Annotated in this window: 23 protein-coding genes; 9 read left to right on the top strand and 14 right to left on the bottom strand. The window is 60.9% G+C overall.

The features are described from left to right. Positions 1–101: 101 nt before the first annotated feature. The 6 genes from IC235_RS04060 to guaB form a co-directional block, all read right to left on the bottom strand. The gene (locus IC235_RS04060) at positions 102–1,496 is read right to left on the bottom strand and encodes a peptidylprolyl isomerase (protein ID WP_191003894.1); all 1,395 of its coding nucleotides are present in this window, start codon (positions 1,494–1,496) and stop codon (positions 102–104) included. A 237-nt stretch (positions 1,497–1,733) separates the two neighbouring features. Beyond that, a complete protein-coding gene (locus IC235_RS04065; protein ID WP_191003895.1) occupies positions 1,734–4,058 on the bottom strand; it encodes a peptidylprolyl isomerase in 2,325 nt (774 codons plus the stop codon). A gap of 293 nt (positions 4,059–4,351) precedes the next feature. Beyond that, positions 4,352–4,765, bottom strand: coding sequence for an ATP-binding protein (locus tag IC235_RS04070; protein ID WP_191003896.1), 414 nt, complete (start codon positions 4,763–4,765; stop codon positions 4,352–4,354). A gap of 149 nt (positions 4,766–4,914) precedes the next feature. Continuing rightward, positions 4,915–5,244: an STAS domain-containing protein gene (locus IC235_RS04075; RefSeq protein ID WP_191003897.1), complete on the bottom strand. Its 330-nt coding sequence runs from the start codon at positions 5,242–5,244 to the stop codon at positions 4,915–4,917. A 15-nt stretch (positions 5,245–5,259) separates the two neighbouring features. After that, entirely contained in the window at positions 5,260–7,362 is a 2,103-nt protein-coding gene (locus IC235_RS22555) for a PP2C family protein-serine/threonine phosphatase (RefSeq protein ID WP_191003898.1), read from the bottom strand. A 187-nt stretch (positions 7,363–7,549) separates the two neighbouring features. Beyond that, positions 7,550–9,028, bottom strand: coding sequence for an IMP dehydrogenase (gene guaB, locus IC235_RS04085; RefSeq protein WP_191003899.1), 1,479 nt, complete (start codon positions 9,026–9,028; stop codon positions 7,550–7,552). Positions 9,029–9,266: 238 nt separating this feature from the next. Between guaB and IC235_RS04090 the strand changes: the two genes are divergently transcribed. Further along, positions 9,267–10,118 carry an oxidoreductase gene (locus IC235_RS04090; protein WP_191003900.1) on the top strand — a complete coding sequence of 284 codons (852 nt, stop codon included), beginning with the start codon at positions 9,267–9,269 and terminating at the stop codon, positions 10,116–10,118. A 111-nt stretch (positions 10,119–10,229) separates the two neighbouring features. Further along, positions 10,230–11,072 carry an FRG domain-containing protein gene (locus tag IC235_RS04095; RefSeq protein WP_191003901.1) on the top strand — a complete coding sequence of 281 codons (843 nt, stop codon included), beginning with the start codon at positions 10,230–10,232 and terminating at the stop codon, positions 11,070–11,072. 216 nt (positions 11,073–11,288) lie between these two features. On the opposite strand, the gene hrpB is transcribed toward IC235_RS04095, so the two are convergent. The 3 genes from hrpB to IC235_RS04110 all read right to left on the bottom strand — a co-directional run bounded on the left by hrpB (position 11,289) and on the right by IC235_RS04110 (position 15,263). After that, positions 11,289–14,009 (bottom strand): ATP-dependent helicase HrpB, encoded by a 2,721-nt coding sequence (hrpB, locus tag IC235_RS04100; protein WP_317173530.1) that lies wholly within the window; start codon positions 14,007–14,009, stop codon positions 11,289–11,291. A gap of 9 nt (positions 14,010–14,018) precedes the next feature. After that, on the bottom strand, positions 14,019–14,798 hold the full coding sequence (locus IC235_RS04105) for a YqjF family protein (RefSeq protein WP_191003902.1): 780 nt from the start codon (positions 14,796–14,798) through the stop codon (positions 14,019–14,021). A 132-nt stretch (positions 14,799–14,930) separates the two neighbouring features. Further along, positions 14,931–15,263, bottom strand: coding sequence for a rhodanese-like domain-containing protein (locus IC235_RS04110; protein ID WP_191003903.1), 333 nt, complete (start codon positions 15,261–15,263; stop codon positions 14,931–14,933). A gap of 63 nt (positions 15,264–15,326) precedes the next feature. Here IC235_RS04110 and pnuC point away from each other — a divergent pair, with 63 nt between their 5' ends. Beyond that, the gene (pnuC, locus tag IC235_RS04115; RefSeq protein ID WP_191003904.1) at positions 15,327–15,959 is read left to right on the top strand and encodes a nicotinamide riboside transporter PnuC; all 633 of its coding nucleotides are present in this window, start codon (positions 15,327–15,329) and stop codon (positions 15,957–15,959) included. A 348-nt stretch (positions 15,960–16,307) separates the two neighbouring features. On the opposite strand, the gene IC235_RS04120 is transcribed toward pnuC, so the two are convergent. Next, positions 16,308–16,904 carry a peroxiredoxin gene (locus IC235_RS04120; protein WP_191003905.1) on the bottom strand — a complete coding sequence of 199 codons (597 nt, stop codon included), beginning with the start codon at positions 16,902–16,904 and terminating at the stop codon, positions 16,308–16,310. Positions 16,905–17,122: 218 nt separating this feature from the next. Here IC235_RS04120 and IC235_RS04125 point away from each other — a divergent pair, with 218 nt between their 5' ends. After that, complete coding sequence (locus IC235_RS04125; protein ID WP_191003906.1) at positions 17,123–18,013, top strand: aldose 1-epimerase family protein; 891 nt, start codon at positions 17,123–17,125, stop codon at positions 18,011–18,013. 78 nt (positions 18,014–18,091) lie between these two features. Here the strand turns inward: IC235_RS04125 and IC235_RS04130 are convergent, their stop codons facing one another. Next, a complete protein-coding gene (locus IC235_RS04130; RefSeq protein ID WP_191003962.1) occupies positions 18,092–18,316 on the bottom strand; it encodes a hypothetical protein in 225 nt (74 codons plus the stop codon). A gap of 491 nt (positions 18,317–18,807) precedes the next feature. Here IC235_RS04130 and IC235_RS04135 point away from each other — a divergent pair, with 491 nt between their 5' ends. Further along, positions 18,808–20,043: an acyl-CoA dehydrogenase family protein gene (locus tag IC235_RS04135; RefSeq protein WP_223847069.1), complete on the top strand. Its 1,236-nt coding sequence runs from the start codon at positions 18,808–18,810 to the stop codon at positions 20,041–20,043. 91 nt (positions 20,044–20,134) lie between these two features. Here IC235_RS04135 and IC235_RS04140 read toward each other — a convergent pair whose 3' ends face one another. Beyond that, complete coding sequence (locus tag IC235_RS04140) at positions 20,135–20,497, bottom strand: hypothetical protein (RefSeq protein ID WP_191003907.1); 363 nt, start codon at positions 20,495–20,497, stop codon at positions 20,135–20,137. A gap of 333 nt (positions 20,498–20,830) precedes the next feature. Between IC235_RS04140 and IC235_RS04145 the strand changes: the two genes are divergently transcribed. From IC235_RS04145 to queG, 4 genes are all read left to right on the top strand, one after another. Next, positions 20,831–21,424: an acyl carrier protein gene (locus IC235_RS04145; protein ID WP_191003908.1), complete on the top strand. Its 594-nt coding sequence runs from the start codon at positions 20,831–20,833 to the stop codon at positions 21,422–21,424. Positions 21,425–21,663: 239 nt separating this feature from the next. After that, entirely contained in the window at positions 21,664–22,011 is a 348-nt protein-coding gene (locus tag IC235_RS04150; protein WP_191003909.1) for an HIRAN domain-containing protein, read from the top strand. Between the two features lie 98 nt (positions 22,012–22,109). Beyond that, positions 22,110–23,162, top strand: a complete 1,053-nt coding sequence (ruvB, locus tag IC235_RS04155) for a Holliday junction branch migration DNA helicase RuvB (RefSeq protein ID WP_191003910.1) — start codon at positions 22,110–22,112, stop codon at positions 23,160–23,162. 204 nt (positions 23,163–23,366) lie between these two features. Further along, positions 23,367–24,299 (top strand): tRNA epoxyqueuosine(34) reductase QueG, encoded by a 933-nt coding sequence (gene queG, locus IC235_RS04160; protein WP_191003911.1) that lies wholly within the window; start codon positions 23,367–23,369, stop codon positions 24,297–24,299. A gap of 203 nt (positions 24,300–24,502) precedes the next feature. On the opposite strand, the gene IC235_RS04165 is transcribed toward queG, so the two are convergent. Next, complete coding sequence (locus IC235_RS04165) at positions 24,503–24,715, bottom strand: hypothetical protein (RefSeq protein WP_394355240.1); 213 nt, start codon at positions 24,713–24,715, stop codon at positions 24,503–24,505. Positions 24,716–24,915: 200 nt separating this feature from the next. Continuing rightward, positions 24,916–25,818 carry a ferritin-like domain-containing protein gene (locus IC235_RS04170; RefSeq protein ID WP_191003912.1) on the bottom strand — a complete coding sequence of 301 codons (903 nt, stop codon included), beginning with the start codon at positions 25,816–25,818 and terminating at the stop codon, positions 24,916–24,918. Between the last annotated feature and the right edge of the window lie 20 nt (positions 25,819–25,838).

Here is a 25,838-nt window from a genome sequence, read left to right on the forward strand (position 1 = left end):
TCCTGACCCAGCCCCGGGCCTTGCCAGCGTGGAACGGCGAGTGTTCCACCTTGGCAAGGGCCCCGGGCCTACTCAGGATGACACGGGAACAGGCATGAAGTTTATCTTCCCTCGGCTACATCCAGCACCTTGCACTGGGCATACTCGGGGGCGATTTCCAGGTATACGGTACCGCGGTTCTTGAGAAACCACTCGTCGAGCGCCTTGTTTCTTTTTTCGTTGAGGGCCGCGGCGGCAATTTTCTGGTAATCCTGCTCAAGGTTAGCCTGGTGGGGCGGGGTGTTCGACTTCAGCCACAGGATGCGCATGGCCTCTTTGCCATCGTCGGTACGGTAGGGCATGGGGGGGGTAATGTGGCCCACCTTCATGGTGTCGATGGTGAAGAAGATGGCCGGGTCGAGCTTGTCCAGAGGCAGGCGGGTGCCGCCGTCGGCGCGATTCTGCAGCAGGCCACCGTTGACACTGCTGGTTTTATCGGTCGAATGGTCCTTAGCTGCTTTGGCGAAGGTGATGCTGTCGGACAGAATCTGGCGGCGCAGCTTGGTCAGGAGTTTCGCGGCCTCGCTGGCGTCGGCTTTGCCCGCTTCGGGCTTGAGCAGGATGTGGCGCGTGGAATACGTGTTGCCCTTACGCTCGATAAACTGGATGAGGTGGAAGCCGAACTGCGACTGCACCACTGGCGAGAGCTGGCCCGGCTCCAGCTTCATGGAAGCGGCTTCGTACTCCGGCACTAGCTCGCCCCGTTTGAAAAACCCGAGGTAGCCGCCCTCTTTGGCCGAGCCCGGATCCTGGGAGTACTGCTTGGCCAGCGTGGCGAAGTCGGCCCCGGCCAGCACCTGCCCCCGGATGTCGTTCAGCTTGGCAATAGCGGCCTGCTTGACCTGTTCGTTTACCTGAGCCGGGATGATAATCTGGCCCACCTCAACTTCGGTGCTGAAGTAGGGCAGGCTGTCCTTGGGCACTTTGCTAAAGTAGTGTGCCACTTCGCGCGGCGTCACCGCCACCTTGCCGGTGATGGTCTCCTGCATTTTCTGCTGAATGAGCTGGTCTTTGATCTGGGGCCGCAGGTCTTCTTTCAGCGACTTGATGGGCTTGTTGTACTGCTCTTCCAGCCGTTTCTCCGAGCCAATCTGCTGGATGAAGTAGGCCATGCGCCGGTCGACTTCGTTATTCACCTGGGCATCGGTCACGGTTACCGAGTCGACTTCGGCGCGGGCCAGCATCAGCTTGTTGAGCACCAGGCTCTGCAGAATTTTGCACTTCAAATTCGGGGGCAGGGCCTTGCCCTCGGCCCGGGCGGCTTCCTGGGCGTAGATGAGTTCCACGTCGGACTGCAGTACGATCTGGTTGTCTACTTTCACCACGATGCCGTCCAGCAGTTGCTGCCCTTTGGGCCGGCTAATGCCCAATTGGGCCCGGGAAGCCGGGGCAAATCCCAGCAGTAACAGCAGCGTAAGCAAGGCTGACGCCGCGGCACAATTCACTTTGAAAAGCATAGAGTAGGTATGTAAAGCCGGCCGGCAGCTGCCGGGGCTCGGGTCGTGGTTGCCTAACACGCAAACCAACCCACAAATTTCACGATAAATCCGTTGGCAGCCAAAAGCAAGGAGCAGGAGCGGCCCCGGAAGGTTGCAGGGAGCGGATAAAGAAAGAATGAGCCGGCAAACACGAAGAATTTCTCAACGGATAATCCTTCCTGTTTGCCGGCTCGTTACTTCTCGGCTAGCCTGGGTTTACTTGGTGACGAGCTTGTTGAGCTCGGCCTCGTTGATTTTTATTGGCCGCTGGGCCCGCATCTGGGAAATCCATTCTTTTTCCAGGTAGGTCTGGTAGTCAGAAGTGGCCTGACCCCGCGCCTCAGCCAGGGTCTTCGGACCAGCAGGCAGCACTTTATCGATGGTGATAGTGTAATAGCGACCATCTTTCTCCACTTTGTAGGTGCCGGGTCCCTTGCTGGTAAATTCATCAACCACCTTGTTGTCGCCTTTCTGGAACGTGCGCTGGGTGATTTGCACCGACAGTGGATTTTTAGCGTTAAAGTGCTGCTCAATAGCGGCAGGGTCGCGGGTGTAAGCGCGCAGGGAGAGGGCATCGGGCGAGCTGGCCCCGGCCGGGCGGGCGGCGGCCGTGCTGGCAACCACAACGTGGCTGGGCTTAACTCCTTTGCCGGTTAAGTACGTCCGAACGCGGGCGTTGCGCTGGTTGACCAGGGCCGCGGAGGCCCCCGCCTTTGCGCTACCGCTTAAAACAACCGTCAGGGCCGTGTCGGTCTGCATTTGGCTGGCGAGCTTGTCCAGCGCCGTGGTGCTGGCGGGAGTCAGGGTGGCCGTCCGGGGCCGGAAGCCGACGCTGGCCGGAATGCCTTTCGTTACCGGCAGCGACGCGTCCTTGCCGTAAAACTGCTGAACCTGGTCGCGCAAGGCCGCCGTGGCGGCGCTTACCACCGAACCCTGCACGCGCTGGTCCCACTGATACTTGGCCTGGTTTTCGGCGAAGTACTTCTTCAGCCCCACGGAGTCCTCAATGGCTTTGCTCCACACCTTTTCGTCCATCAACTGGAAGAGCAGGATGCCGTCGCGGTACTCTTTTACCAGCATGCGGTAGTCCTCGTACTTGTTTTCGAGGCTGTTCTTCTCGAAGTCGATTAGCGACTGCTCCACGTACTGGTCGTAGAGCTGCTGCATAATGAATAATGGCTGGGCCCCGGCCCGGGCGCGCTGGTTTTGCTGCACGAAGGCCAGAAAGTCCTTCACCAGGTACGGCTTGCTTTTGATGGTGAACAGCGCCGAATAGTCGGTGGGCGTTTTGCTGGGTTTGGCCGGGGCCGCCGGAGCAGTGTACTTAAACCGCCCGGCAACCAGGGCAGTGTCGGCCTTGCTGAGGACGTAGGCTTTCACGGTGGGTACTTCCACCAGTTGGTCTTCCTGCCAAATGCGCTTCAGGAATGCAGCCTTGTTCAGCTCCGAGCGGGAGTCTTTGGATACTTTGCTTTTCAGCGTAGCCTCCATATCGGCAAATTTGGCGAGGGGCTGGCGCTCCAGCAGCTTAATGACGTGCCAGCCGTAGGGGGTTTGCACGGGGGGGGCAATCTCGCCGGGCTTCTGCAGCTTGAAGGCGGCTTCTTCGAACGAGGGAATCATCCGGCCCGTGCCGAAGGGCGGTAGCTCGCCACCGTTGACGGCCGAGCCCGCGTCTTCCGAGAACTGGGCCACGAGCTTGTCCCAGTTCTCGCCCTTTTTCAAGCGGCTGTACAGCTCGTCGATTTTCTTCTTGGCCACGAGCGAATCGGCCTTAGCCGCTTTGGCATTCACGCGAACCATCAGGTGGGCCACCTTGATTTCACCCTGGGCCGGCCGCTTGTCGTTGACTTTGATGAGGTGGTAGCCGAATCGGGTCCGAATCGGGGCGGATACCTGCCCCACCGGGGTCTTGTACGCGGCCGACTCGAAGGGATACACCATCTGCATGGCCGTGAAATAGCCGAGCTTCCCGGCATTTTCCTTGGCGGAAGGGTCGTCGCTCTGGGTGCGGGCCAATTGCGCAAAATCAGCCCCGCTCAGTAGTTGCTGCCGGAGATCGGAAATCTTTTTATACGCGGCCAACGTGTCCTGCGGGGCGGCATCGGGGGCCACGCGAATGAGCAGGTGCGAGGCGTTGACTTCCTCGCTCATCCGGTCGTAGGCCTCACGCACCAGCTTGTCGGTCACGCTTTTCTCCGTCAGGTAGGGCTGCGAAAGCTGCTGGCGGTAGCCGTCCAGCTCGCGCCTGAAGGCCTGGGTGGTATCGAGGCCTTTTTGTTCCGCTTCGAGCACCTTGAGGCGGAAGTTGGTGTACAGGTCCAGGTAGTCGGTTACGCTTTGGCGGGTGCCATAGTCAGGGGCCGAGCTATTGTTCTTGCGGTACACGTAGGCAAACTCATTAGCTGGTACCGGGTAAGAACCCAGGGTTGCGACAGCGGGCGCGGGCGCAGTAGAAGCCGTAGCGGCTGGTTTAGAGGTCTGACAACCACCCAGCAGGGCAACGACGGCCACACCGGCGTACAGAATGCGTTTGTACATAAGTAAAACGTAGGAGACAAAAACGCTAAGCCGGAAGAAACCAGCCAAGCGGGCAGAAGATTACCGGTGCGAAATTAAGTAATTTCCGTAGGTAATTGCGCAAGTAAGTTTTTAGCACTGGCAAACAAACCCTAAGCGGCAGTTTCGGGCTTGAAATGCGCAGTACGCGGTAACAAAGCGAAGCCGGACTACCGCTGCTAAGAGGCACTATAGCCCGGTACGCCAGCCGTAGCAAATGGGCGGGCCATGAGGCTAAGAAAACCGGAAAGTGCGCGGCCGGATCTTAGGTGCCGCTAGTTGAGGTGCTTGCTCAAATGGCACACGGTGTGGTTGCCACGGGTAAAGAACACCACCCGGTCCATGAGCCGGTTTACCAGCGTCATGCCCATGCCCCCCTTCCGGCCCTGGCGGATGTAGTCGTGCAAGTTGGGGCTCTGGTGGGGTGGGGGTAAAAAAATGGTGTTGCCGTGGTCAGCAATTTCCACGTTTAAATCGTGGTTTTCGAAGGTTAGCTCAAGGTCGAGGAACTGGCTTTCATCCTCGCCGTTGGCGTGAATAATAAAGTTGGCCACCACCTCATCAACCGCCAGCACTACTTGGTTGATGGTAATTTCAGGCAGTTGCCGGCTGTTGAGGTAGGTCCGCACGAAGTCACGCACCTGCTGGAGGTGGCTGCGTGAACAAGCAATGCGAAGGGCCGACTTCATGGTGGTAACTTGCTGCTTACGTGGGGCAATGACGCGCTTTCCGGGAGCGAATATATTAAATATATTAACCGGCAGGACCAGAGCCGGGGGGCTTCCACCGGGTCTGGTGCTTCCGCGCGTCAAGTACATCAAGTAAGTAATTTCATGGCTTAAACTGCTTCGGCTTCAGTGGCACTGGGCACGATGGTCATTAAGGCATCCAGGCCCAGGATTTCGAACACGTTGAACACTTTTTCCTGCATGTTGAAGAACACCAGCTTCACGTGGGCATCCTGAAACCGCTGGAGGTGGGAGATGAAAACACCCAGGCCAGCCGAAGAAATATAGCTGAGCTTGGCGCAGTCGACCAGCACCTTGCGGTAATTCAAAATATCGGGTTTAGCCAGCTCGGTATCAAGCACGATAGCGGAGCTGGCATCTAACTCACCGTCCAGCAGGAGGGTGAGAATATCGGCGGAGGGTTGAGCAGTCACTTTCATAGTGAGGGCGATACGTCAGGCTAACGGCGGGGGTTGGGCCGATTTGAATTTAATGACCAGCAGGGTCTGGTCATCGTGGATGGGGTAGCCTTTGGTAAACGCGTTGAGGTCGTTCAGGATAAAAGATTTAATCTCATCAGCCGCAAGATAATAGCACTCTTCCAGGCGTTGCTTAAGCCGGTCCTCGCCGTATTCGGCGCCGCCGTCGCCCCGGGCTTCGACGATGCCGTCGGTATAAATCACCATCACGTCGCCGGGGCTGTAGTCGTAGAACTGGTTTTTGATGTGCTTTTCGTAGGTTTCGTTCCGAATAATGCCCAGGCCCAGGCCGGTTGATTCGAAATAAAAGACCTCCTCGCGCATGGCGTGGTAGTACAAGGTGTGGCAGTGGCCGGCGCGTGCAAACACAAAGCCTCCCTGCTCGTAGTCAATAATATAGAGTGAAGAGGTGATGAAGGAAGACTTTTCGAGGCAGTGAACCAGCGCCGCGTTGGCCTGGGCCATAAAGCGGCTGGGCACCGGAAACTTGTCGCGCTCGGTTTTGGCCAGCGGATTTTCCTGCATCAGCGAGTGGAAGATGCCTTTCATCTGGGCCATATGGAAGGCCGCCGTTACGCCCTTGCCGCTTACATCGCCGATGATTACGGCGAGGCGGCGGCCGGGCAAGTGCAGAAAGTCATAGAAGTCGCCGCCAACTTCCTTCGCCGCCAACGAGTGCGAGCTGATGTCGAACCAGTTATCGGTGGGCAGGTTCTTAGGAATGAGGCTGTTCTGGACCTGAGAGGCAATTTTCAGCTCCTCCTGGGTCCGCTGGTTTTCGAGGGAAGTCCGCACCAGCTCCAGGTTCTCGATGCTCAGCACCGCCTGGCTGGTAAAGGTTTGCAGAATGTTGAGGTCTTCGCGGTCGAAGGTATGCGGGTCAACTTTCAGCAGGTGCAGCATGCCGTAGGTGTAGTGCAGGCCGCGCAAGGGCAGCTGCAGCAAGGACCGAAACACGCGCGGCGTGCCGCCCTCCACCCCCAAGCGGATGTTGAGGCCATTGGTGATGAACTTGCCGGCGGGCAGCTCGTGGCCTTTCAGTTGCTCGCGCAGGGCATCGGCTTGGGTGGGCAGCAGGTTGTGGTAGAAGGTCGACGCCGCCGCGTCGAGCCGCGCCTGGCCCGGCTCCAGGTCGAGCCAGGCCGCCTCGGCCTGCACGGTTTGCACGGCCGACTCCAGCAGAATGTGGTAAACCTCAGCCGAGGTCTGCCCGCGCTGGATGATTTGGGTAAGGCGCTGCAAGCGCAGGATTTCGTTGCGCCGCTGCTCGATGATGTCAGCAATGGGCATGTTGAAGAAGGTTACCAACAAGCCCATCAAGGCGTAAAAAGCCGAGAAAAAAGCCGTGAGCAGCAGAAAGGCATATTGCGCCTCGGGCGCGATGAGCTGCGGGTCGTACTGGGTGAGGCGGAAGTACTGCACAAATACCAGTACGCCGAACAGCAAAACGGCCTGCAGCAGCGCGGCGCGCCACTTGTCGCGCTGGCTGAGATAGGCAACCCACTTCTGGTGGCCGCTAAGGTAAACGCCGTACAGGCCCAGGGTGACTACTATCGGAATGCCGAGGTAATTGGGCGGGTTGACGCCCACCAAGCGGAACAGCAGCGTGGCGCCCAGCAGAATCTCAAACAGCGTCCATTCGCGCTGCAGTCGGGTCGAGGAGCGAAACAGCACCAGGGCCCGCCAGGCATAGTTGGTGCGAGCCAGGAAGATGACGAACAAGCCCAGGTTAAGCGTGTAAATGCTGGTGAAAAAAAGACCGTTGCCGCTGAAAATGGGTTGGTCTTTCGCCAGTCGTTCGAACAGGTGCAGGCCTACGCACCCCAGGGCCAGCAGGCCCGGGCCCACTACCAGGCGCCGCAGCAGCCGCACAAATGCCTGGCCCTGCAAGGGCGAAGGCTGGTAGCGGTAGTGCAGGAAAATGGAGAGTACAAAAATACCTTGCGTTAGCTGGGTGGCCCATTCCGGCCAGCGGCCTAGCCACGGGTCGGCTCCGGAATGACTAAGCGCACTAAGCAATAACGCAACCCAACTAAGCAGGCTAAGCGGCAGCAGGAGAGAAAGGAAGCGTTGGGGCACAAACAAAACAAGGAAAAACACAAGTGTACCAGCCCGCCGCGTCTTTATCGACGCTCAACGGCATGCAAGATACAATCGGCCACTTATACAATGGCGCGGGCGGTGCAAGCTCACCCCCAGCCCCTCTCCTGAGGAGAGGGGCTGGGGGTGAGCTTGCACCGCCCGCGCCAAGGGCTAAACTTCCAGCTTAGCGGCTGGAGTAATTGGGGGCTTCGCGGGTGATTTGCACGTCGTGGGGGTGCGACTCGCGCAGGCCGGCGCCGGTGATGCGGACAAACTGGGCGGCTTGCAGGGCCTCCATGTTGGCTGCGCCCACGTAGCCCATTCCGGCGCGCAGGCCACCGGCTAGCTGGTAAATCACCTCCGATACATTGCCTTTGAACGGCACCCGACCCACGATGCCCTCCGGCACCAGCTTTTTCGCATCGTCTTCGGCATCCTGGAAGTACCGGTCCTTGCTGCCATCTTCCATGGCTTCCACCGAGCCCATGCCGCGGTAGGATTTATACTTGCGGCCTTCGTAGATGATTAGCTCGCCGGGGGCTTCCTCGGTGCCGGCCAGCAGCGAGCCCACCATTACGGCCGCCGCGCCACCGGCCAGAGCCTTCACGATATCCCCCGAAAACTTAATGCCGCCGTCAGCCACGAGCGACACGCCGGTGCCGGCCAGGCCGCGGGCTGCTTCGAGCACGGCAGAAAGCTGGGGCACCCCAATGCCGGCAATGATGCGGGTGGTGCAGATGGACCCGGGCCCGACGCCCACCTTCACGCAGTCGGCGCCGGCATCAGCCAGGGCCCTGGCTCCGACGGCGGTAGCCACGTTGCCCGCCATTACATCGAGGGTAGGGTAGGCGGCTTTGATGGCCCGCACGGCGTCTATCACGCCTTTGGAGTGGCCGTGGGCCGTGTCGAGGCTCACCAGGTCGACGCCAGCCTCCACCAGGGCGGCCACGCGCTGGAGCAGGTCGGGCGTAACGCCGACGGCCGCGCCCACCCGCAGCCGGCCCTGGCGGTCTTTGCTGGCGTGGGGCGCCCGGCGGCGCTTGCGAATGTCTTTGTAGGTCATGAGGCCAGCCAAGCGACCTGCGCTGTCGACCAGAGGCAGCTTGTCCACCTTGCTATCCTGGAGCAACTGCTCGGCTTCGGCCTGGTCGATGCCGGCGGGTGCCGTAACGAGGCGAGCCAACGGAACCATGACCGTGGTGACGGGCTGGCTGAGGTCTTTCTCGAAGCGCAAATCCCGGTTGGTCAGGATGCCCTCCAGGCGGCGGTCATCGGAGATGATGGGAATGCCGCCGATGCCGTGCTTGCGCATCAGCTGGCGGGCGTCGCCCAGCGTGGCCGTTGGCGGCAGGGTGAAGGGGTCCTGAATCAGCGCCGACTCGCTGCGTTTGACGCGGCGAACCTGGTCGGCCTGCGCCCGAACCGACATGTTCTTATGGATGATGCCAAGCCCCCCCTCTTGCGCCAGGGCAATGGCCATGTCAGACTCCGTAACCGTATCCATCGCGGCCGAAATGAGCGGGGTTTGCAGCCGAATGTTGGGGGTGAGGCGGGTGCCGGTGTCGCAGTCCCGGGGCAGAACCTCGGAGTACGCTGGGAGCAGCAATACGTCGTCGTAGGTCAGGGCCTCGAAGGCAATTTTGGTTGGTGCGGAATCCGCCATAGCAAAAGGGGTTGGGGGTTGGGGCCTTTTGCCAGGCAAAGGTACAGCGAGGAGTTGGTTAAGCTCCAATGCCCAGTTGAAGGAGCGAGCCGGCGGGCTGATTTTGGCGGCGCAACTCGGAGTGGCGTGGCTTCCAGGGCCCCGGGCAGCGGGTGAAAAAGCGGGTTGCTGATTTTTACAAACAATTCCGGGGTGCAAACCGTCTTAGCAGCTACCATTCGTTTCTCTGATCTACATTATGCCTGATTCCACTTTCCAAACCTGGTTCATTACCGGGGCCTCGTCCGGCTTTGGCGAAGCCCTGGCTACGCACATTCTCGAAAAAGGCGGCTGCGTGGCGGCCACGTTCCGCAAGCCCGAGCAAGCCGACGCGTTCACGGCTCAACAGCCGGGCCGCACCTTCGGCGTGGTGTGCGACGTAACCAATGAGCCGCAGGTGAAGACGGCGGTGGCCGCCGCCATTGCCCATTTTGGCCACCTCGACGTGGTGGTAAACAACGCGGGCTACGGCTCAATGGGCAGCATCGAAGAAGTACCGGCCGAGGAAGTCCAGCGGCAGTTCGACGTAAACGTATTCGGGGCGCTGCACGTGCTGCGGGCCGTGCTGCCGCACCTGCGCGAGCGGCGGGCGGGCCACATTCTCAATATCACCAGCATCGGCGGGTTGCGGGCCTTCCCCGGAGTGGGCATCTACAATGCCTCCAAGTTTGCCCTCGAAGGCATCGGCGAAAGCTTGGCGCTGCAGCTGGCACCGCTGGGCATTCACGTAACCAACGTCGAGCCGAGCGGCTTCCGCACGAAGTGGGCGGGCGAGTCGGCTACCATTGCCAACACTAAAATCGACGACTACCAATCCACGGTGGGCGAGAACATCCGCGCTATTCAGGGCTACAGCGGCCGCCAGCCCGGCGACCCCGTCCGGGCCGCCCACGCCATGTACGAGGTGGTGCAGCTGGCCAAGCCGCCCTTGCACCTGCCCCTGGGCAAAGCCGCCGTGAAGGGCGCCCGCGAGAAATTCGCCGCCCTGAGCAAAGAGCTGGAGCAGTACGCCGAGATGGGGGAAGCCGCTGATTTTCCGGCGGGCGAGTAAACCAAGCCTGGCGCCAGCGGGCGGCGCCCCCGGCCGCCCGCTGGCTGCTGGCCCGCTCTGGCTCCCAAGCTCGACCTAACCAGGGCTGCCGGCCTCGCGTATCTTCGCCCCATGCCCCTTTCTGCTAACGACTGCGAAGCCACCTCCTGGGAACACCTGCAAAAATTGCTGTTTCAAGATACGTGGGATGCCCGGATTGGCCGGTTTCGTTCCCCGTTCGTGTACCGCGGTGCCCGCTCGCGTCATTATCTGCTCGACACCAGCCTACAGCGCCTGGGGGGCGAGTACCACGAGCTAGAGCATCACTTGCTGCGTAATTTTCGGAAATACGCCCGCGATGCCACCCAGCCCGTGCAGGCCGGCAGCACCTGGGACTGGCTGGCCTTGGCTCAGCACCACGGCCTGCCCACGCGCCTGCTCGACTGGTCGTATTCGCCCTACGTAGCCCTGCACTTCGCCACCGACGACCTCGACGCCTACCACGAAGACGGAATTATTTGGGCGCTCAACTACGTGAAGGCGGCCGAGCACCTGCCCCAGCGCCTGCGCCACGCGCTGGAACAGGAGGGCTCCAACGTTTTCACCTCCGAGCTGCTGGAACCGCTGAGCAGCAGCCTGGGCGAACTCGAAGAGCTGCAGACCGACCCCTACGTGTTATTCCTGGAGCCGCCCAGCCTTGATGCCCGCATCGTGCACCAGTACGCCTTGTTTTCGCTGATGAGTACCTCCACCAGCGTGTTGCACGACTGGCTGGCGGACCGCCCCGAGCTGTATTTCCGCGTCATCATTCCGGCCGGGCTGAAGTGGGAGGTGCGCGACAAGCTCGACCAGGCCAACATCACCGAGCGCGTCCTGCTACCGGGCCTCAGCGGCCTGAGCCGCTGGCTGCATCGCCACTACTCGCCCGCCCGAGGCCGCGACGCTGGTGGGCCCGGCGGCGAATTACCGGGTTGACTTCGGTTGGGTGGGGGAGCTACAAACGGAAGCCACTTATGCGCTGATAACCCAGAGTGGTGCTCAAATCAGAGTATCGAGCCTAGCTGGTGCACCCTCCTGTGCTCGTTCCGGGGCCCTACTTGGTAGGGCTGGCCTTACTGGGTACGACTTGAATTTACTTGATGCGCGAAGCCCGCGGGGAGTCTGGCAGCGGAGACCAAAAACCGCGCTGACTCATTGGCCGAGGCGCTTCTTGGTCAGCTTGGTGGGAATGTGCTCCATGGGCTTATCGGGCCAGGGATGCTTGGGGTAGCGGCCTTTCAGCTCTTTGCGCACCTCAAAGTAGCCACGCTCCCAGAAGCTGCGCAAGTCGCGGGTGACCTGGGCCGGCCGGCCGCCGGGCGAGAGCAGATGCAACAGCAGCGGCACGCGTCCGCCGGCCACGGTTGGGGTTTCCGTCAGGCCGAACAGCTCTTGCAGCTTTACGGCTAGCACCGGGGCGGCAGGATCGCTATAGTCGAGGGTGATGTGCGAGCCGCTCGGCACTTCCAGCGTGGCCGGCGCCAGCCGGTCAAGGGTCTGGCGCTGGTTCCAGCCCCCGGGTAGGCGGGCGAGCAGTGGCTCAGTCAGGTCGAGGCGCTGCACGTCGGTCAGCGACTTTAAGCCGGTCAGGTGCGGACCAAGCCAGTCGGTTAATTCCTGGGTTAAGGTCTCGTCGTCGAACGCCGGCCAGGTCTCTATTAGGAGCTGTTCACCACCTGAACCGGTGGTCAGCTCCCGGGAGCCCGCCGGCTGCTGGTGGCGAAGGAACTCCAGCCGCTGCTGGAGCTGGCGGGCCGCGGGCGTCCAGTTCAGCTTGGCTAACCCGGCTTCCCGTAGATAAGCAAGCAGGGCCCGCGCTACCAGGGCCGAGTCGGGTTGGCCGATAACCGTTTCGGCGAGTAGCAAGGCGCCCAGGCGCCGCGCCCGGCGGCCGGTCACGCGTTGGGCCACCGGGTCGTAGCGAACTTCGTCGGTATTGGTAATCTGGTCGGCAAAGGCCAGCTCCAGCTCGTCCTGCCCCAGCGGCGCGACCAGCGTAGCGCGTGGCGCCGAGGCCGTGCCGGCCAGGTGAGCCACCGCGAAAAACTCCGCCTGCGGGTCCACCTCGGCCACATTCAAACTAACCCGCTGGCCCGTGACGAGCCGCAGGCGGTCTGAGGTTTCGCGCTGGGCCAGCCGGTCGGGGTAGGCCAGAGCGGTAAGCAGCCCCACCGGAGAATAAGCGAATGAGGAAACCGGGGAATGAGCAGGTAAGCCCAGGCGGCCGATTAGGTTGCGGGCTACGTCGCGCACGCGCTGCAGCGTGGCGTGGTGTAAGGCCAGGCCGGGCAGCGGCGGCCGGCCGCTGGCCAGGGCTTCGAGGCGTAGTCGTAAGTCGGGCGGCACCGGCCGCGTATCGGTCGGCGCAGACCAACGCAGCAGGTCGCGCTCGGCTAACAAGGCTGCTAAGCTGGTCGCGGCGGCGCCGTGGCCCAACTCCTGGCCCCGTACCACGAGGTGGCCTAACCGGGGCGGCAGTCCCAGAGCTGCCAACTGGCGGCCATGAGCAGTCGGCTTGGCAGCAGTAGAAAGTGAAAGGGGGATAGTAGAAATGGCTTGGTCCACCCCCACGTCATCCGTCAACGTCGTGGCGATTACTTGCTCATTTCTACTTACTGCTACGGCTCCTAATCGTAAGAGCAGCTCCTGAGCCTGGGCGAAGGCGGCCGTAGGCGGCAGGTCCAGCCAGCGCAGGCTGCTAGGGTCGGCGGTGCCCCACAGGGCAAGCTCTAGCACCAGGCCACTCAGGTCGGCAGTTTGAATTTCGGGTGGGCGATGGGCAGGGAGCTGGTGGTGTTCGGCCTCGGTCCAGAGGCGGTAGCAGGTGCCGGGGGCCAAGCGGCCGGCGCGTCCGCGACGCTGGTCGGCGGCGGCGCGGGCCACCGGCACCGTTTCGAGGGTCGTAAAGCCGGTACGCGGCACGAAGCGCGGCACCCGCGCGAAGCCCCCGTCAATCACCACCCGCACGCCTTCGATGGTGAGGCTGGTTTCGGCAATGCTGGTAGCGAGAATAACCTTGCGGCGCCCGGCGCGGGCGGGGCGCAGGGCGGCATCCTGCGCTTCGAGCGGCAGCTCCCCGTGGAGCAGGTGCAAGTCGACGTTGGTCGGCAGGGAGTCGGTGAGTTGGCGGGCGTTGCGCTGCAAGTCGCCCAACCCGGGCAGAAATACCAGGATGTCGCCTTCGGCCTGGGCCTGCAAGGCGGCGCGCACGTGGGTGGGTACCAGTTCAGCCAGCCGCTCGTTGGGCTTGTTGGGCAAGGCCGAGGCCCGGCGCGGGTCGAGGTAGTGCGTATCGATGGGAAATAAAAAACCGGCCGACGATACTACCGGCGCGGGCAGCCACTGGCCCAGGCGCTGGGCTTCGAGCGTGGCGCTCATAATCAGAATGCGCAGCTCGGGCCGCAACACGGCCTGGGCGTCCAGGGTCAGGGCCAGCCCCAGGTCGGCGTTCAGGCTGCGCTCGTGGAACTCGTCGAACACCACGGCCGCCACGCCTTCCAGCGCCGGGTCATCCTGAATCAGGCGGGTCAGAATGCCTTCGGTAATGACTTCGACGCGTGTCTCGCGCGAGACCTTGCTATCCAGCCGCACGCGGTAGCCGATGGTGCGGCCCACCGGCTCGCCCAGGAGCTGGGCCAAGCGGGCGGCGGCACCCCGCACGGCCAGTTGGCGCGGCTCCAGCACCAGGATTTTATCGGCTGGGCGGCGCCACGGCGCGGCCAGTAGCTCCAGGGGCACCACGGTGGTTTTACCCGCGCCGGGCGGGGCCTCCAGCACCACGCGGCTGTGCGCGGTCAGGGCTGCCCGCAGGTCGGGCAGGGCCGCGAGAATGGGCAGGTCGGGCAGGGGCGGCAGGGCGAAGGCAGGATTCACTACTCAAAATTACACCCGCCGCATGGGCCACAGCTCCACGCGCACGGGCCCCCCGGCGTGTAACACCGGGCTGCCCGCGGGCGTGGGCAGGCCCTGACTCTCGATCAGCGACGACTCGTAGTGCAGTACCTGAGCCGTGGCCAGGGGCCAGGGCTCGTGGGCCACGCGTCCCCGGTAGAGCTTGGTTTGAGCCCGGTTGCTGGTGTATAGGCAGTAGCGCTCGGTCAGGAAAAAGGCCAGCGAGTCGGGCTCGGCGGGCGGCAGGGGCGGGCCCACCTGCCAGGTGGCGCGGAAGCTGGCGGCGGGAGCCCCGGAGTGAGTGCGCCGCGCGCTGAACTGGTGCTGATGGCCAGTGGGGCTTTCCAGGTGCATGTCGGCGCGCAGGTAGGCCAGGTTGAAAATCGTGCGGCCTACCCATACCGCCAGGGCATTGGTGGCATCGAGCGAAAAAAACCATACGCCCGGTACGCCGTCGAGGTGCACGTAGGTGCGCACGTTCAACTCCAGGAATTCACTGGTACCCGGTACTGGCGGGCTAAAGCGGGTGCGCACCTTCGACATGCGAAACGGCACCACGCCCAGCCACGCTTGGCCATCATAGGTGTCGACCTGAAGCCGCGGGGGCAGATACGGTTGCAGCACGGCCGCCGGCACCGGCCAGTGCATAAACAGCAAGTCGCCCCACTCCTGGTGCAGCAGGGGCGTACCGGCCGGCCGCTCGCGTATGGCCAGGCGCTGGGCCAGGGTGGGAGCATTTAGGGCGGAGGCAGCAGAGAGAGAGTCAGGCATAAGCGAAGGAGTGCTCTTTCCTTAACAAAGTATGTCGCACTATGGCTAGAGGTCTTCGTTCGGGCTCAGTGCCGGCCTCGGCGTGGTGTCGTGGCGGCACGAAGGCACCACCATGATATTGATGTTATGGTGTTAGTAGCGCGGGAAGCTGGGGTCGACCCGGGCAGCCCAGGCCGCCAAGCCACCCTGCAGGTTTAACACGTTGGCCCGGCCCAGGCGGTGGCGCAGGTAGCCCAGGGCTTGAGCGGAGCGCACCCCGTGATGGCAGATAAGCACTACCGGGCCTTCAGCGCGAACCTCAGCGGCCCGGCGCGGCACTTCGTCCAGGGAGAGCAGCAGGCTGCCGGGCAGGTGGCAGTACTCGTACTCCTCCGGCTCGCGCACGTCGACCAGCTGGAGGTCGTCGCCGGCCTGGAGGCGGCGGTACAGGTCTTCGGGGCTGATTTCGAGAGGAGGGCTTTCCATTGCTTGGCGTAGACCAGCAAAAGTACGCTGTCGCGTTCTACCTTGCACTTTTCCCCTCCGCTCGTGCTTATTACGCTTGCTCTTCCCAATTTCCTGGCCGCTGGCTGGGCGGCTGCCCAGGCGGCCAACCCGCTGGAAGTGGCGGGGGTGGTCACGGGAGTAGCTTGCGTGTGGCTAGCGGCCCGCAACTCCATTTGGAATTTCCCGGTGGGCATCCTTAACGGGGGGCTTTATCTGGTGGTGTTCGGGCAAGCCCGCTTGTACTCGGATGCCGGCTTGCAGCTGGCCTTCATCGTCTTGCTGGTGTACGGGTGGCTGAAATGGTTGCGAGGGGCCGCCGCGCCCGATGCGCCCGCCCTGCCCATCACGCGCACGCCCCGGCGGGTGGCCGTGGGGCTGGCCGCGGCGGGAGTGCTGTATGCGGTGGGGGCGGGCTTCTTACTCCACCGCTATACCAACGCGGCGCTGCCGTATTGGGATAGCACCACCACGGCCATCAGTTTGGTGGCTCAGGCGTTGCTATCGCGCCGCAACCTCGAAAACTGGCTGCTGTGGATGGGGGTCGACGTGGCCTACGTGGGCATGTACTGGCACCGCGACCTGCACCTGACCAGCGCCCTTTACGCCGTGTTTCTGGGGCTGGCGGCTTACGGCTACTGGCAGTGGCGACGTGAGTTGAAAACGCAACTGCCCTGAATTACTCCCGTCTTGCTAATCCAGTCTTGGCGGGGCCAGTTGAGACGGGCCAGGAAGACGTTTAAGTGCGCCTTTTCACCCCGCAACTTACCCAAGTTGGCCACGCCCGGCCCGCTCAGGCCCTCAGTGCTCAAGCGCGTGGGTGCTGCCGGTTAACTCCCCGACTCGCCCCGGCTTCGCTCCTGAATCCCGTACACATGGTGCATGACGTGTGGCCTCATAACTGGCTCGGTTGTGCTCTATCCCTCGCTCTATTCCAAGCAGCCTCATGGCCCGTCGTAGTCCGTTTAGAGCTGGCCTAGGGTCTGGGATTGAACTTTGGCCGACAAGCGACCATTGGCCCTACATCTATTTCTGTCGCGTGCTCTCGCTCAGCGGATGAGCCCGCAACCATTCCAATACCTCGTCGGCGTGGGTTGTTGTAGGGAAAACCGGGTAAAAAACATGGCGGATGCGAGGTCCTTCTAACACCAGTGTGAAGCGACGTAGTAATAGTAGTCCGTCAACGGTAAAGGTGGGCAAACGCAGAGCTCGGGTGAGCTGCAAGCCTTCATCGCTCAAGATGGCAAACGGTACATGTAGCCGCTCAGTCATCTCTTTTTGATAAGCAGTCGATTGCAGGCTTAACCCGTAAACAGTGGCGCCTTCCTGCTCCAACTCGGCGTGTATGTCGCGAAACCGACATACTTCAGGGGTGCATCCACGGGCGCCAGGAATAGCGTTCCAGAAATCATCACCCCCCGGCGAGGACTCGCCTGGGCGGCCGGTGCGTGGATAGGCAAACACGACGGTGCGCGGTGTCGAGGACTGGCTAATGTCAATCAGTTGACCGTTTGTCGCCGGTAGGAGGCACTCACCTACATCTGTTCCAGCCAGATGGCTACATAGGCCATCGTCCAATGGAACAGGCAAATCATCAGGCAGGGTCAATAAATCTTTGGCCATTAACTTATTCGCTTAGCAGTTGGGCTACTATTCCTATGCAATTAAAGAATACTAATGGGCTAATTAAAATGGGTGCGCTCGTTGTAGGCACGAGCTGCGGAGGTTTAATCTTTGCGGAAGTTTCCGGCAGTGCGGAGCAGCGCTTTGCACAAGCCTGCTTCTTGGTAGATGAACTGTTGAGCTCCACCACGCGCTGTCCCGCCCCTTAACAAACCTCCATGCCTGCTTCCTCCGCTCTCTACACGCTGCACACCCCCAGCTGCCGCGCCACTTTTGCCGCCCACGGCGCCGAGCTTACCAGCCTGGTGGCCTCGGCCAGCGGCCTCGAGTACCTCTGGTCGGCCGACCCCAGCGTGTGGGCCCGCCATGCCCCCGTTTTGTTCCCGGTGGTGGGGCGCCTGCCCAACGACTCTTATTACTACGAAGGCCAGGAGTACAAACTGCCCCAGCACGGCTTCGCCCGCGACCAGGTATTTACCGTGCTTCGACACACCGGTACGGAGCTCGTGTTTCGCCTGCAAAACGACGCGGCCACCTGCGCCGTCTTCCCCTTTGCCTTTGAGTTAACCATTACCTACACGTTGCGCGATGCCGTGCTCACTGTGCGCTGGGACGTGCGCAACCCGGCCCCTGACCAGGCGCTGCTGTTTAGCATTGGGGCGCACCCAGCCGTACGTTGCCCCCTGCTGCCGGGGGAAATGTTCGAAGATTATTTCCTGGAGTTCGACCATCCCGTCACGCTGGAGCGCCACCTGCTGCAAGGCGGCCTGCTCACGGGCCAAACCGCCCCGGTACTGAGCCAGGCCCGTGAGTTGCCGCTCCGCTACGACTTGTTCGCCGACGATGCCCTGGTTTTTAAGCACTACGATTTCACTCGGCTTACGCTTCGCTCGCGCAAGTCGGCGCGCTTCGCCCGGTTTCAGTTCGATGGGTTTCCCTACCTCGGTCTCTGGACCAAAGGGCCCGGCGCGGGCTTCGTGTGCGTGGAGCCCTGGCACGGCATCGCCAGTTCAGTTGGCGGGCCTACCGAGCTGCGCGAAAAAGAAGGCATTCTGACGCTTGAGCCCGGACAGGTATTCTCGACTGCCTACACGATCGAAATTGGGTAGGGCTGACCGCCCACGTGGCGCTGCCATGCTTGGTTGTGGCCGCTGCTTACACTGCCAGGCAGCCGTGAGTTTTGCACTTCACACCCCAACCCGACGCCTGTTGTACTCCGGTTCCCAGTCGTTGATGGGCCGCGAAATGCCGGGGGGCAAGTCCAGGTCGGGCAGGCCGGGGTCGTGCGGCTCGCCGCCGTCGTCGTCGCTATCAGGCGGCGGGGGAGGGGGGAGGGCCCGCCGCCGGCGCGGGATTACCAGCATGAACAAGAAAAAGGCACAGAAAATAACGGCGTAGACAAGGCTAAACATAGCAAAAGCGGCTAAAGCGGGGCGAATCATACAACGCAGGCCCCTGGCCTGACGTTGCGCTGACTGACGTCCCTAAATTACTTGACTTTCAGCAGAACGCCAAGCATCGTGTTGCGCAAGACAGGAGCAGAGCTACGATTTTTTAAGCAGTGCCTCGCTCTACTTCATCTCATGTGGTAGCGCCACGACTAGCCAAACGGGGTTGATGGGGTAGCCCAGTAACTAGCAGCACCATGAAACCCCTCACGCAGTTGGATATACTACACGCCAGCCCACGGTTTATCTGAGCGGAATTCCCTATCACAGCCCAGGCATGTAGTATCATCCTATGGGGTGCTTGGTGTTGCGGATGGCTTGCGGGAAGTAGTCCAGCCAAGCGGAAACCTCCGCCCTAAACTCAACCTTTGATATAGCGGCGGCTAAACTGCACCCTCGCTCAGGCTGTTACCTTTGCATTCATATTCCACTTATCTCACCTCATTACCCCACCCATGTCCTCCCAAGCCGACGTTCTTTCCCCCGAATCTAAAGCGCATCCGGCCCGAAAGGGCAGCACCAACGCCAATGGCTTCACCGACTACTTCGACCTCGACGGCCTGCTGACGGAAGAGCACCTGCTCATTCGCCAAAGCATCCGCGACTTCGTGAAAAAGGAAATCTCGCCCAACATTGAAAAGTGGGCCCAGGATGCGCATTTCCCCAGCGAAATTGTGCGGAAGTTTGGCGACGTGGGCGCGTTCGGCCCCACCATACCGCAGGAGTATGGGGGCGGGGGACTCGACTACATCAGCTACGGCCTCATCATGCAGGAAATCGAGCGTGGCGATTCCGGTATGCGCTCCACGGCTTCGGTGCAGGGCTCGCTGGTGATGTTCCCCATCTACCAGTACGGATCCGAGGAGCAGCGCCGCAAGTATCTGCCTAAGCTGGCCTCGGGCGAGTGGCTGGGCTGCTTCGGCCTCACCGAGCCCGACCACGGCTCGAACCCCGGCGGCATGACCACTAACATCAAGGATATGGGCGACCATTACCTGCTAAACGGCGCCAAGCTCTGGATTTCGAACTCGCCCGAGTGCCAGGTAGCCGTGGTGTGGGCCAAAAATGAGCAAGGCCGCATCAAAGGCGTTATCGTGGAGCGCGGCATGGAAGGCTTCAGCGCCCCCGAAATTCACAACAAGTGGAGCCTGCGTGCCAGCACTACCGGCGAGCTGGTGTTCGAGGACGTGAAGATTCCTAAGGAGAACATCCTGCCCAATATTGAAGGCCTGCGCGGCCCGCTGTCCTGCCTCGATTCGGCTCGTTTCGGCATTGCCTGGGGCGCTATTGGCGCGGCCATCGACTGCTACGAGTCGGCCCTGAAGTATTCGCTGCAGCGCGAGCAGTTCGGCAAGCCCATTGCCAGCTACCAGCTCCAGCAGAAGAAACTGGCCGAGATGATTACCGAAATCACCAAGGCCCAGCTCATGGCCTGGCGCCTGGGCGTGCTCAAGAACGAAGGCAAGGCCACCAGCGCTCAAATCAGCATGGCCAAGCGCAACTCCGTCGACATGGCCTTGCAGGTGGCCCGCGAAGCCCGGCAAATCCACGGCGGCATGGGCATCACGGGCGAGTACCCCATCATGCGCCACATGATGAACCTGGAATCGGTGATTACCTACGAAGGCACCCACGACATTCACCTGCTGATTACTGGGGCGGATATTACGGGTATTCAGGCGTTCAAGTAGTTTCTGCTTCAGCCTATGCAAAAGCAATAAAAAGACCGTCTTACGAAGGTAAGACGGTCTTTTTGTTGCCCTGCCAGGTTCGCCCCCAAGGCTATTGTTGCTCCAGCACGTAGGTAGTGGTGAGCATCGCTGGCGGTGAAATAGTCTGGGAGGTTGTCTGCACGATTTTCCAGCCTTGCTGCTTCAGTTCATTGAGTTTTTTTAACTCTGCCTGATGCAGGATGGTAAGGGACTCAGTAACTTTCTTAGCGGAGCCATTGCGGGCGTCTACATCTTGCACGCTAACCTTGCCGGTGGGGTCCACTACCGTCACTTCGGCTTTGCTGGTAAATCCGGCAAAAGTGGCGCTGCCAATAACCATCATGTAGCCTGTCGGCTCTGTTGCCTTCGGGTAAAAGGCCCACGAGGTGGCTACGGCCAGTAGCAACGCAGTGGGAAGGAAAATCTTCTTCATAAGGAAGTTGGAAAACAGTTGTTCAAATAGTAAAGAGGTAGCTTGCATTAGTGCCGCCGAAAGGCCTGCCCCACATGGGTAGCTAGGCCTAACCGGGCTAATTTCACATTTACTAGAAAATATTGCAAGATACGTCAAATCAACTCTAAGTAGGCCACTAGGCTGCTGCAAAACCTGAGAGGTGCGTAAGTGTGTCAATAAAGCCGATTCCGGCTACCTACCGTAGCGAGCGTAAGGCCAGGATCTGAGCTTGAACAAAGGCTGACAGAATCTACATAACCCGTCTTAAACTTAGCCTCGCAGAGAGTTCGTTATCCTTTCTTACCTAGCATTATGGGCCTGGACACGGTAGAATTAGTTGTCAGCTTTGAGAAATATTTCAGCCTTGAAATACCGGATGCTGTAGCTGAGCAACTAAGTACGGTAGGTGACGTAGCCGAGTGGTTGGGGCAACAGCTTGGAACACTGGGCCGCCGGGAATCCACGGCGCGGGAAGCCGTGGCAGCGCAGTTGCAGCAGCTCTTTGCAGCTGCTCTCCCAGCTCTACGTCCCGCCCATGAAGTGCCGCTGGCTGAGCTGCTGCCTAACCGGCGAGCGCAGGCCCAGTACGCCGCTCAGCTGCTGGCGAGCAGCAGGCTGCAGCTGCCCGAACTTCGCTACCCCGGAGCGGCCCCCGCAGTTCAATGGCTGGCTAAGCTCTTCGGTGGCGACCAACTACCACCCAAGCCCACCCTGGCCACCGGAACACTGGCGGATTTGACGGACTGGACTGTGGCACTGAATTACCAAGTCCTCCTTCGCCCACCCTTGCACAGCCAGTACGACGTTGAGCAGGCCGTGATTGGCCTGACCAGCGACCAGTCGGGAGTAGACATCCCGGAAATCAGCCTGCGCAGCAGCTTTACCAACGATTTGGGGATGGATTAACTGGCTTCAACGGTAGGTCGAGATAACCTTTGGCTGAACAGAAAAATACGTCGTAAGGTGAAAGGATACGGTCCGGTCTATAGCATTAGCCCCGACAACTCTGGGTTCCGCCAGGAAAAGCTGGTTGATAAATTTTCAACGGGTTTTTCGCTCTGAAAATCGGGGAATCCCGGATATCAAACTAAACTTCCTCGTAACTAAGCCAAATCAAACCCACACTTGCGCCGTAATTTGGCTCCATGATGAAAATCGTCACCGATTCCGACCCCCTCGTGCTGCTCGAGTGCCTCGTAGCCGGCACTTCGCACCGCCCCAACCTGGAGAAGTACGAGCCCAAGCTCAAGGTGGGCCAGGCTTTGCTGCTCACCCGCGAGGCCGATAACCACTACGACGACTGGGCCGTGCAGGTCCACACCGCCCCCGCCACCGACCCCGCGAACGTCTGGCTGGGCTACCTCCCCGAGGGCCGTAACGAAACCGTCGCGCGCCTGCTCGATGCCGGCAAAAACCTCTCCGCGCGCCTTAACCACAAATCCTGGGAGACCGACTGGCTGCATCTGGATATTGAGGTGCTGCTGCACGAATAAAAAGCGTAATTTCTGGTTCGTGAAGGAGCTTTTTTGCCAGTACCGTGGTTTCTCATCCGGTTAGCAATTAGCGACCAATAATTTTAGCAAAAACCCTCATGCGCGAAGCCTATCTCACGGGTGGTACCGACCATTTCGACGCCACCGACAAGGACATCGACAAGGCGCTGCGGCCGCTGTCGTTCGGGGACTTTACAGGCCAGGAAAAGATTCTGGAAAACCTGAAGGTCTTCGTAGCTGCCGCCAAGCAGCGCGGCGACGCCCTCGACCACGTGCTGCTGCACGGACCTCCCGGCCTGGGCAAAACCACCCTCTCGCACATCATCGCCAACGAACTGGGAGCGGGTATCAAGATGACCTCCGGGCCGGTGCTCGACAAGCCGAGCGACCTGGCCGGGCTGCTTACCAACCTGGAGCCGCACGATGTGCTCTTCATTGACGAAATCCACCGCCTTAATCCCGTGGTGGAAGAGTACTTGTACTCGGCGATGGAAGATTACCGCATCGACATTATGCTCGATTCGGGCCCGAACGCCCGCTCGGTGCAGATTTCGCTGTCGCCCTTCACGCTGGTGGGGGCCACTACCCGTTCCGGGATGCTTACCGCCCCGTTGCGGGCCCGATTCGGCATCTCCGCCCGTTTGGAGTACTACGATTCCAAGCTGCTGACTACCATCGTACTGCGCTCGGCTGAGATTCTGGGTACGCCCATTCACGAGGACGCCGCTTATGAGATTGCCCGCCGCTCGCGCGGCACTCCCCGCATTGCCAATAACCTGCTGCGCCGCACCCGCGACTTTGCCCAGATCAAAGGCGACGGCACTATCACGGTCGAAATTGCCCAGTTTGCGCTTAATGCGCTCGACGTGGACGCCCGCGGCCTCGATGATATGGACAAGCGCATCCTGACCACCATCATCGACAAGTTCAAGGGCGGCCCCGTGGGCATCAGCACCATCGCCACGGCCTGTGGCGAGGAAGGCGAAACCATCGAAGAGGTGTATGAGCCCTTCCTCATTCAGGAAGGCTACATTAAGCGCACTTCGCGCGGCCGCGAGGCTACCGAAGCCGCCTACCAGCACCTGGGCCGCCTGTTACCTCAGCACCTGCGGGGCAACTCCGGCGACTTATTCGCTGAGATTACCCAGTAAGTTCGTAGCGCGGACTCTGCGAGTCCGCGCCGGGGCCGCGCCGCAGTCTTCTATGTGGTTTCGCAATCCTTTGGTTTGCGAGTCCGAGCCGGAGCCGCCCAAACGCGGACTCGCAGAGTCCGCGCTACGAATGCTACATCGAAGGAACGCGCCGCCTTTAGCGGCGCGTTTCTCGTTTCTTCGCAGCTTTATTTTCCTTTGCCGATGCTTCCCCAATCTGAGTGGGCTCCTTTCATTAAGCGCCGGGCGGCCGCGCTGGGCTTTATGGCCTGCGGCATTTCCAAAGCGGAGTTTCTGGAGGAGGAGGCCCCCCGCCTCGAAACCTGGCTCACCCGCCGGATGAACGGCCGCATGGGCTACATGGAAAACCACTTCGACAAGCGGCTGGACCCGCGCCGGCTGGTAGACGGTGCTAAGTCGGTGATTTCGCTGCTGCTGAATTACTATCCCGCCCTGGCCGACCAGCAGCCCGACGACACCCTCAAAATCAGTAAGTACGCCTACGGCCGCGATTACCACTTTGTCATCAAAGACAAGCTCAGGACCCTGCTGGCCGACATGGAGGCCGAGATTGGCCAGATTAGCGGCCGCTGTTTTGTCGACTCGGCCCCGGTGCTGGACAAGGCCTGGGCCAAAAAGAGCGGCCTGGGCTGGGTAGGCAAGAATTCCAACCTGATAACGCCCGGCACCGGCTCGTTCTATTTCATTGCCGAGCTGATCGTCGACGTGGAACTGCCCGCCGACGGCCCCATTCGGGACTACTGCGGTACCTGCACCAAATGCCTCGACGCTTGCCCCACCCAAGCCATTACCGAGCCGTATGTGGTGGATGGCAGCAAGTGCATCAGCTACTTCACCATCGAGCTCAAGGATCAGATTCCCGTTGAGGTGGCCGGGCAGTTCGGCAATTGGGTATTTGGCTGCGACATCTGCCAGGACGTGTGCCCTTGGAACCGCTTCGCGAAGCCCCACGATGAACCCCAGTTTCAGGCGCACCCCGGCTTAAAAGACCTGACGCCCGGCGACTGGCGCGAAATCACCCACGAATTATTCACGGAGCTGTTTCGCCAGTCGGCCGTGAAGCGCACGGGCTACGAGGGGCTGAAACGAAACATTAAATTTGTCACCGAAGGGTAGTCATTGGCGGCAGTGCGGGTAGGACCAGTAGCCTTGGCGCGTACCTGTATACCTTTTCGCTTGGCCTAGCGTCAGGCCCGCCGAGCCTCAGGTGAGGCCGGCGTGACCGACGCGAAACCAGTTAGCCGCGCATCGTCGAGGGGTGCTAGCTCCACAGTGAGCTGCCCTAACGGGCTTTCCCGACACGCGCTGACCGCCGTCAACTAATTGCCAGCTAGTTCAAGGCTGCCGAATACGCGTTTCAACACCCTGCGGTAAATGCGCGCAAACTGCTGGTAGCACCAGTCGCGGAAATCGGGCACTTCCGTTGGCGTCAATACTTTGAGCGCCTTGCGGAGCTCTTTCTCGAACAGCGTTTTGCTGAAGCTGACTTTCAGCAGGATAATTTTCACATAGTCCAGCATGGCGTTAGGCACTAAGGAAAGTGATAAAATAGGTGGGAACGGTGAGCAGTACTTGCCGGAGAGCTTGCCCCTCACTGTCGGATAAATATACAACTTTAAAGCAGCGCTGCGCAAGTAATTATTCTACTGCCAACCAGCTTTTAGGCCCAATACGCAAAAGTTACGAATTGGGTCACTCTTTTTATATTAATAATAACAAAAAAATTATGGGGTCAGCCGAAGATCTCAAGCAGGGCCGTTGCTTGCCGGGTAGGTAAGGGCTCGTCGAACGCCTCCGATAAGGCCGAGTACTGCACGGCCGTGGGGCCCGTAAGAACGCCCAGGAAGGGCACTTCGTTGGTGCCACTCACAACCTGGGTTTCTTTGGCTTCGAAAGAGTAGATGGACACCGGGGCCGCGGTACCGCCGGCCGGGCTGGGTACTACGATCGCCGGGCTCGGAGCCGGATCGACCTTGCTGGGCCAGCTTTTCACCGCACTGGCAACGGCCGCCGTAGTGCGGCGCAATGTACGCACGTGGGAGGCGTGGCGGGCTTTCACGATTTGCAGACGGAGCGTGGCCTCCAGCAGCTGCTTGTCGTTGGTGAAAGCCGAGATCTGGCCCAGGTAAATGCTGGCACTGGCGTCTTCGAGCTGTTGGGCTAGCTGCAGGAAGGCGTCGTAGTTGGTCATCACGCCGGGGAAAAGCTCCGGGTTGGCCAGATTACTCCTACGGCCGCTGAAATCATAGCCGCTGGCCGGGCGTACGGGGGGCGGAGTAATGCCCGCGGCGCTCAGAACTGAGCGCCAGAAGCCGGCGTGGTTTTGTTGCTGGATGAGCAGGCGCTCAAAGTCGGGTCGCTGGGCAGTCGGAATCGAAGCGGTGAGCGCCGGGGCGGCCAGGGCCTGGGTATAAAAGGCCACCAGCAAGTCTTCGAGCTGAAGCAAGATCCGAATACCGTCGAGTGAGGTATCGGTGGGAGTAGCGTGAGCCGGCAAAGCCAGGGCCATAGGTAGGGCGGCTACGGCTGCCCGAGCACCGGCTCGCCCCAATTGGCGTAGCAACTGGCGGCGCGGGGCCGCATCCGGGGAAGCATCGACGGCGCTAAGCTGGTCGAGGAGCGAGAATAAATTCATGCGAGGACTAGCGAAGAGAA

The sequence above is a fragment of the Hymenobacter montanus genome (assembly GCF_014699115.1).
In the GTDB taxonomy this organism is placed as follows: Bacteria; Bacteroidota; Bacteroidia; order Cytophagales; family Hymenobacteraceae; genus Hymenobacter; species Hymenobacter montanus.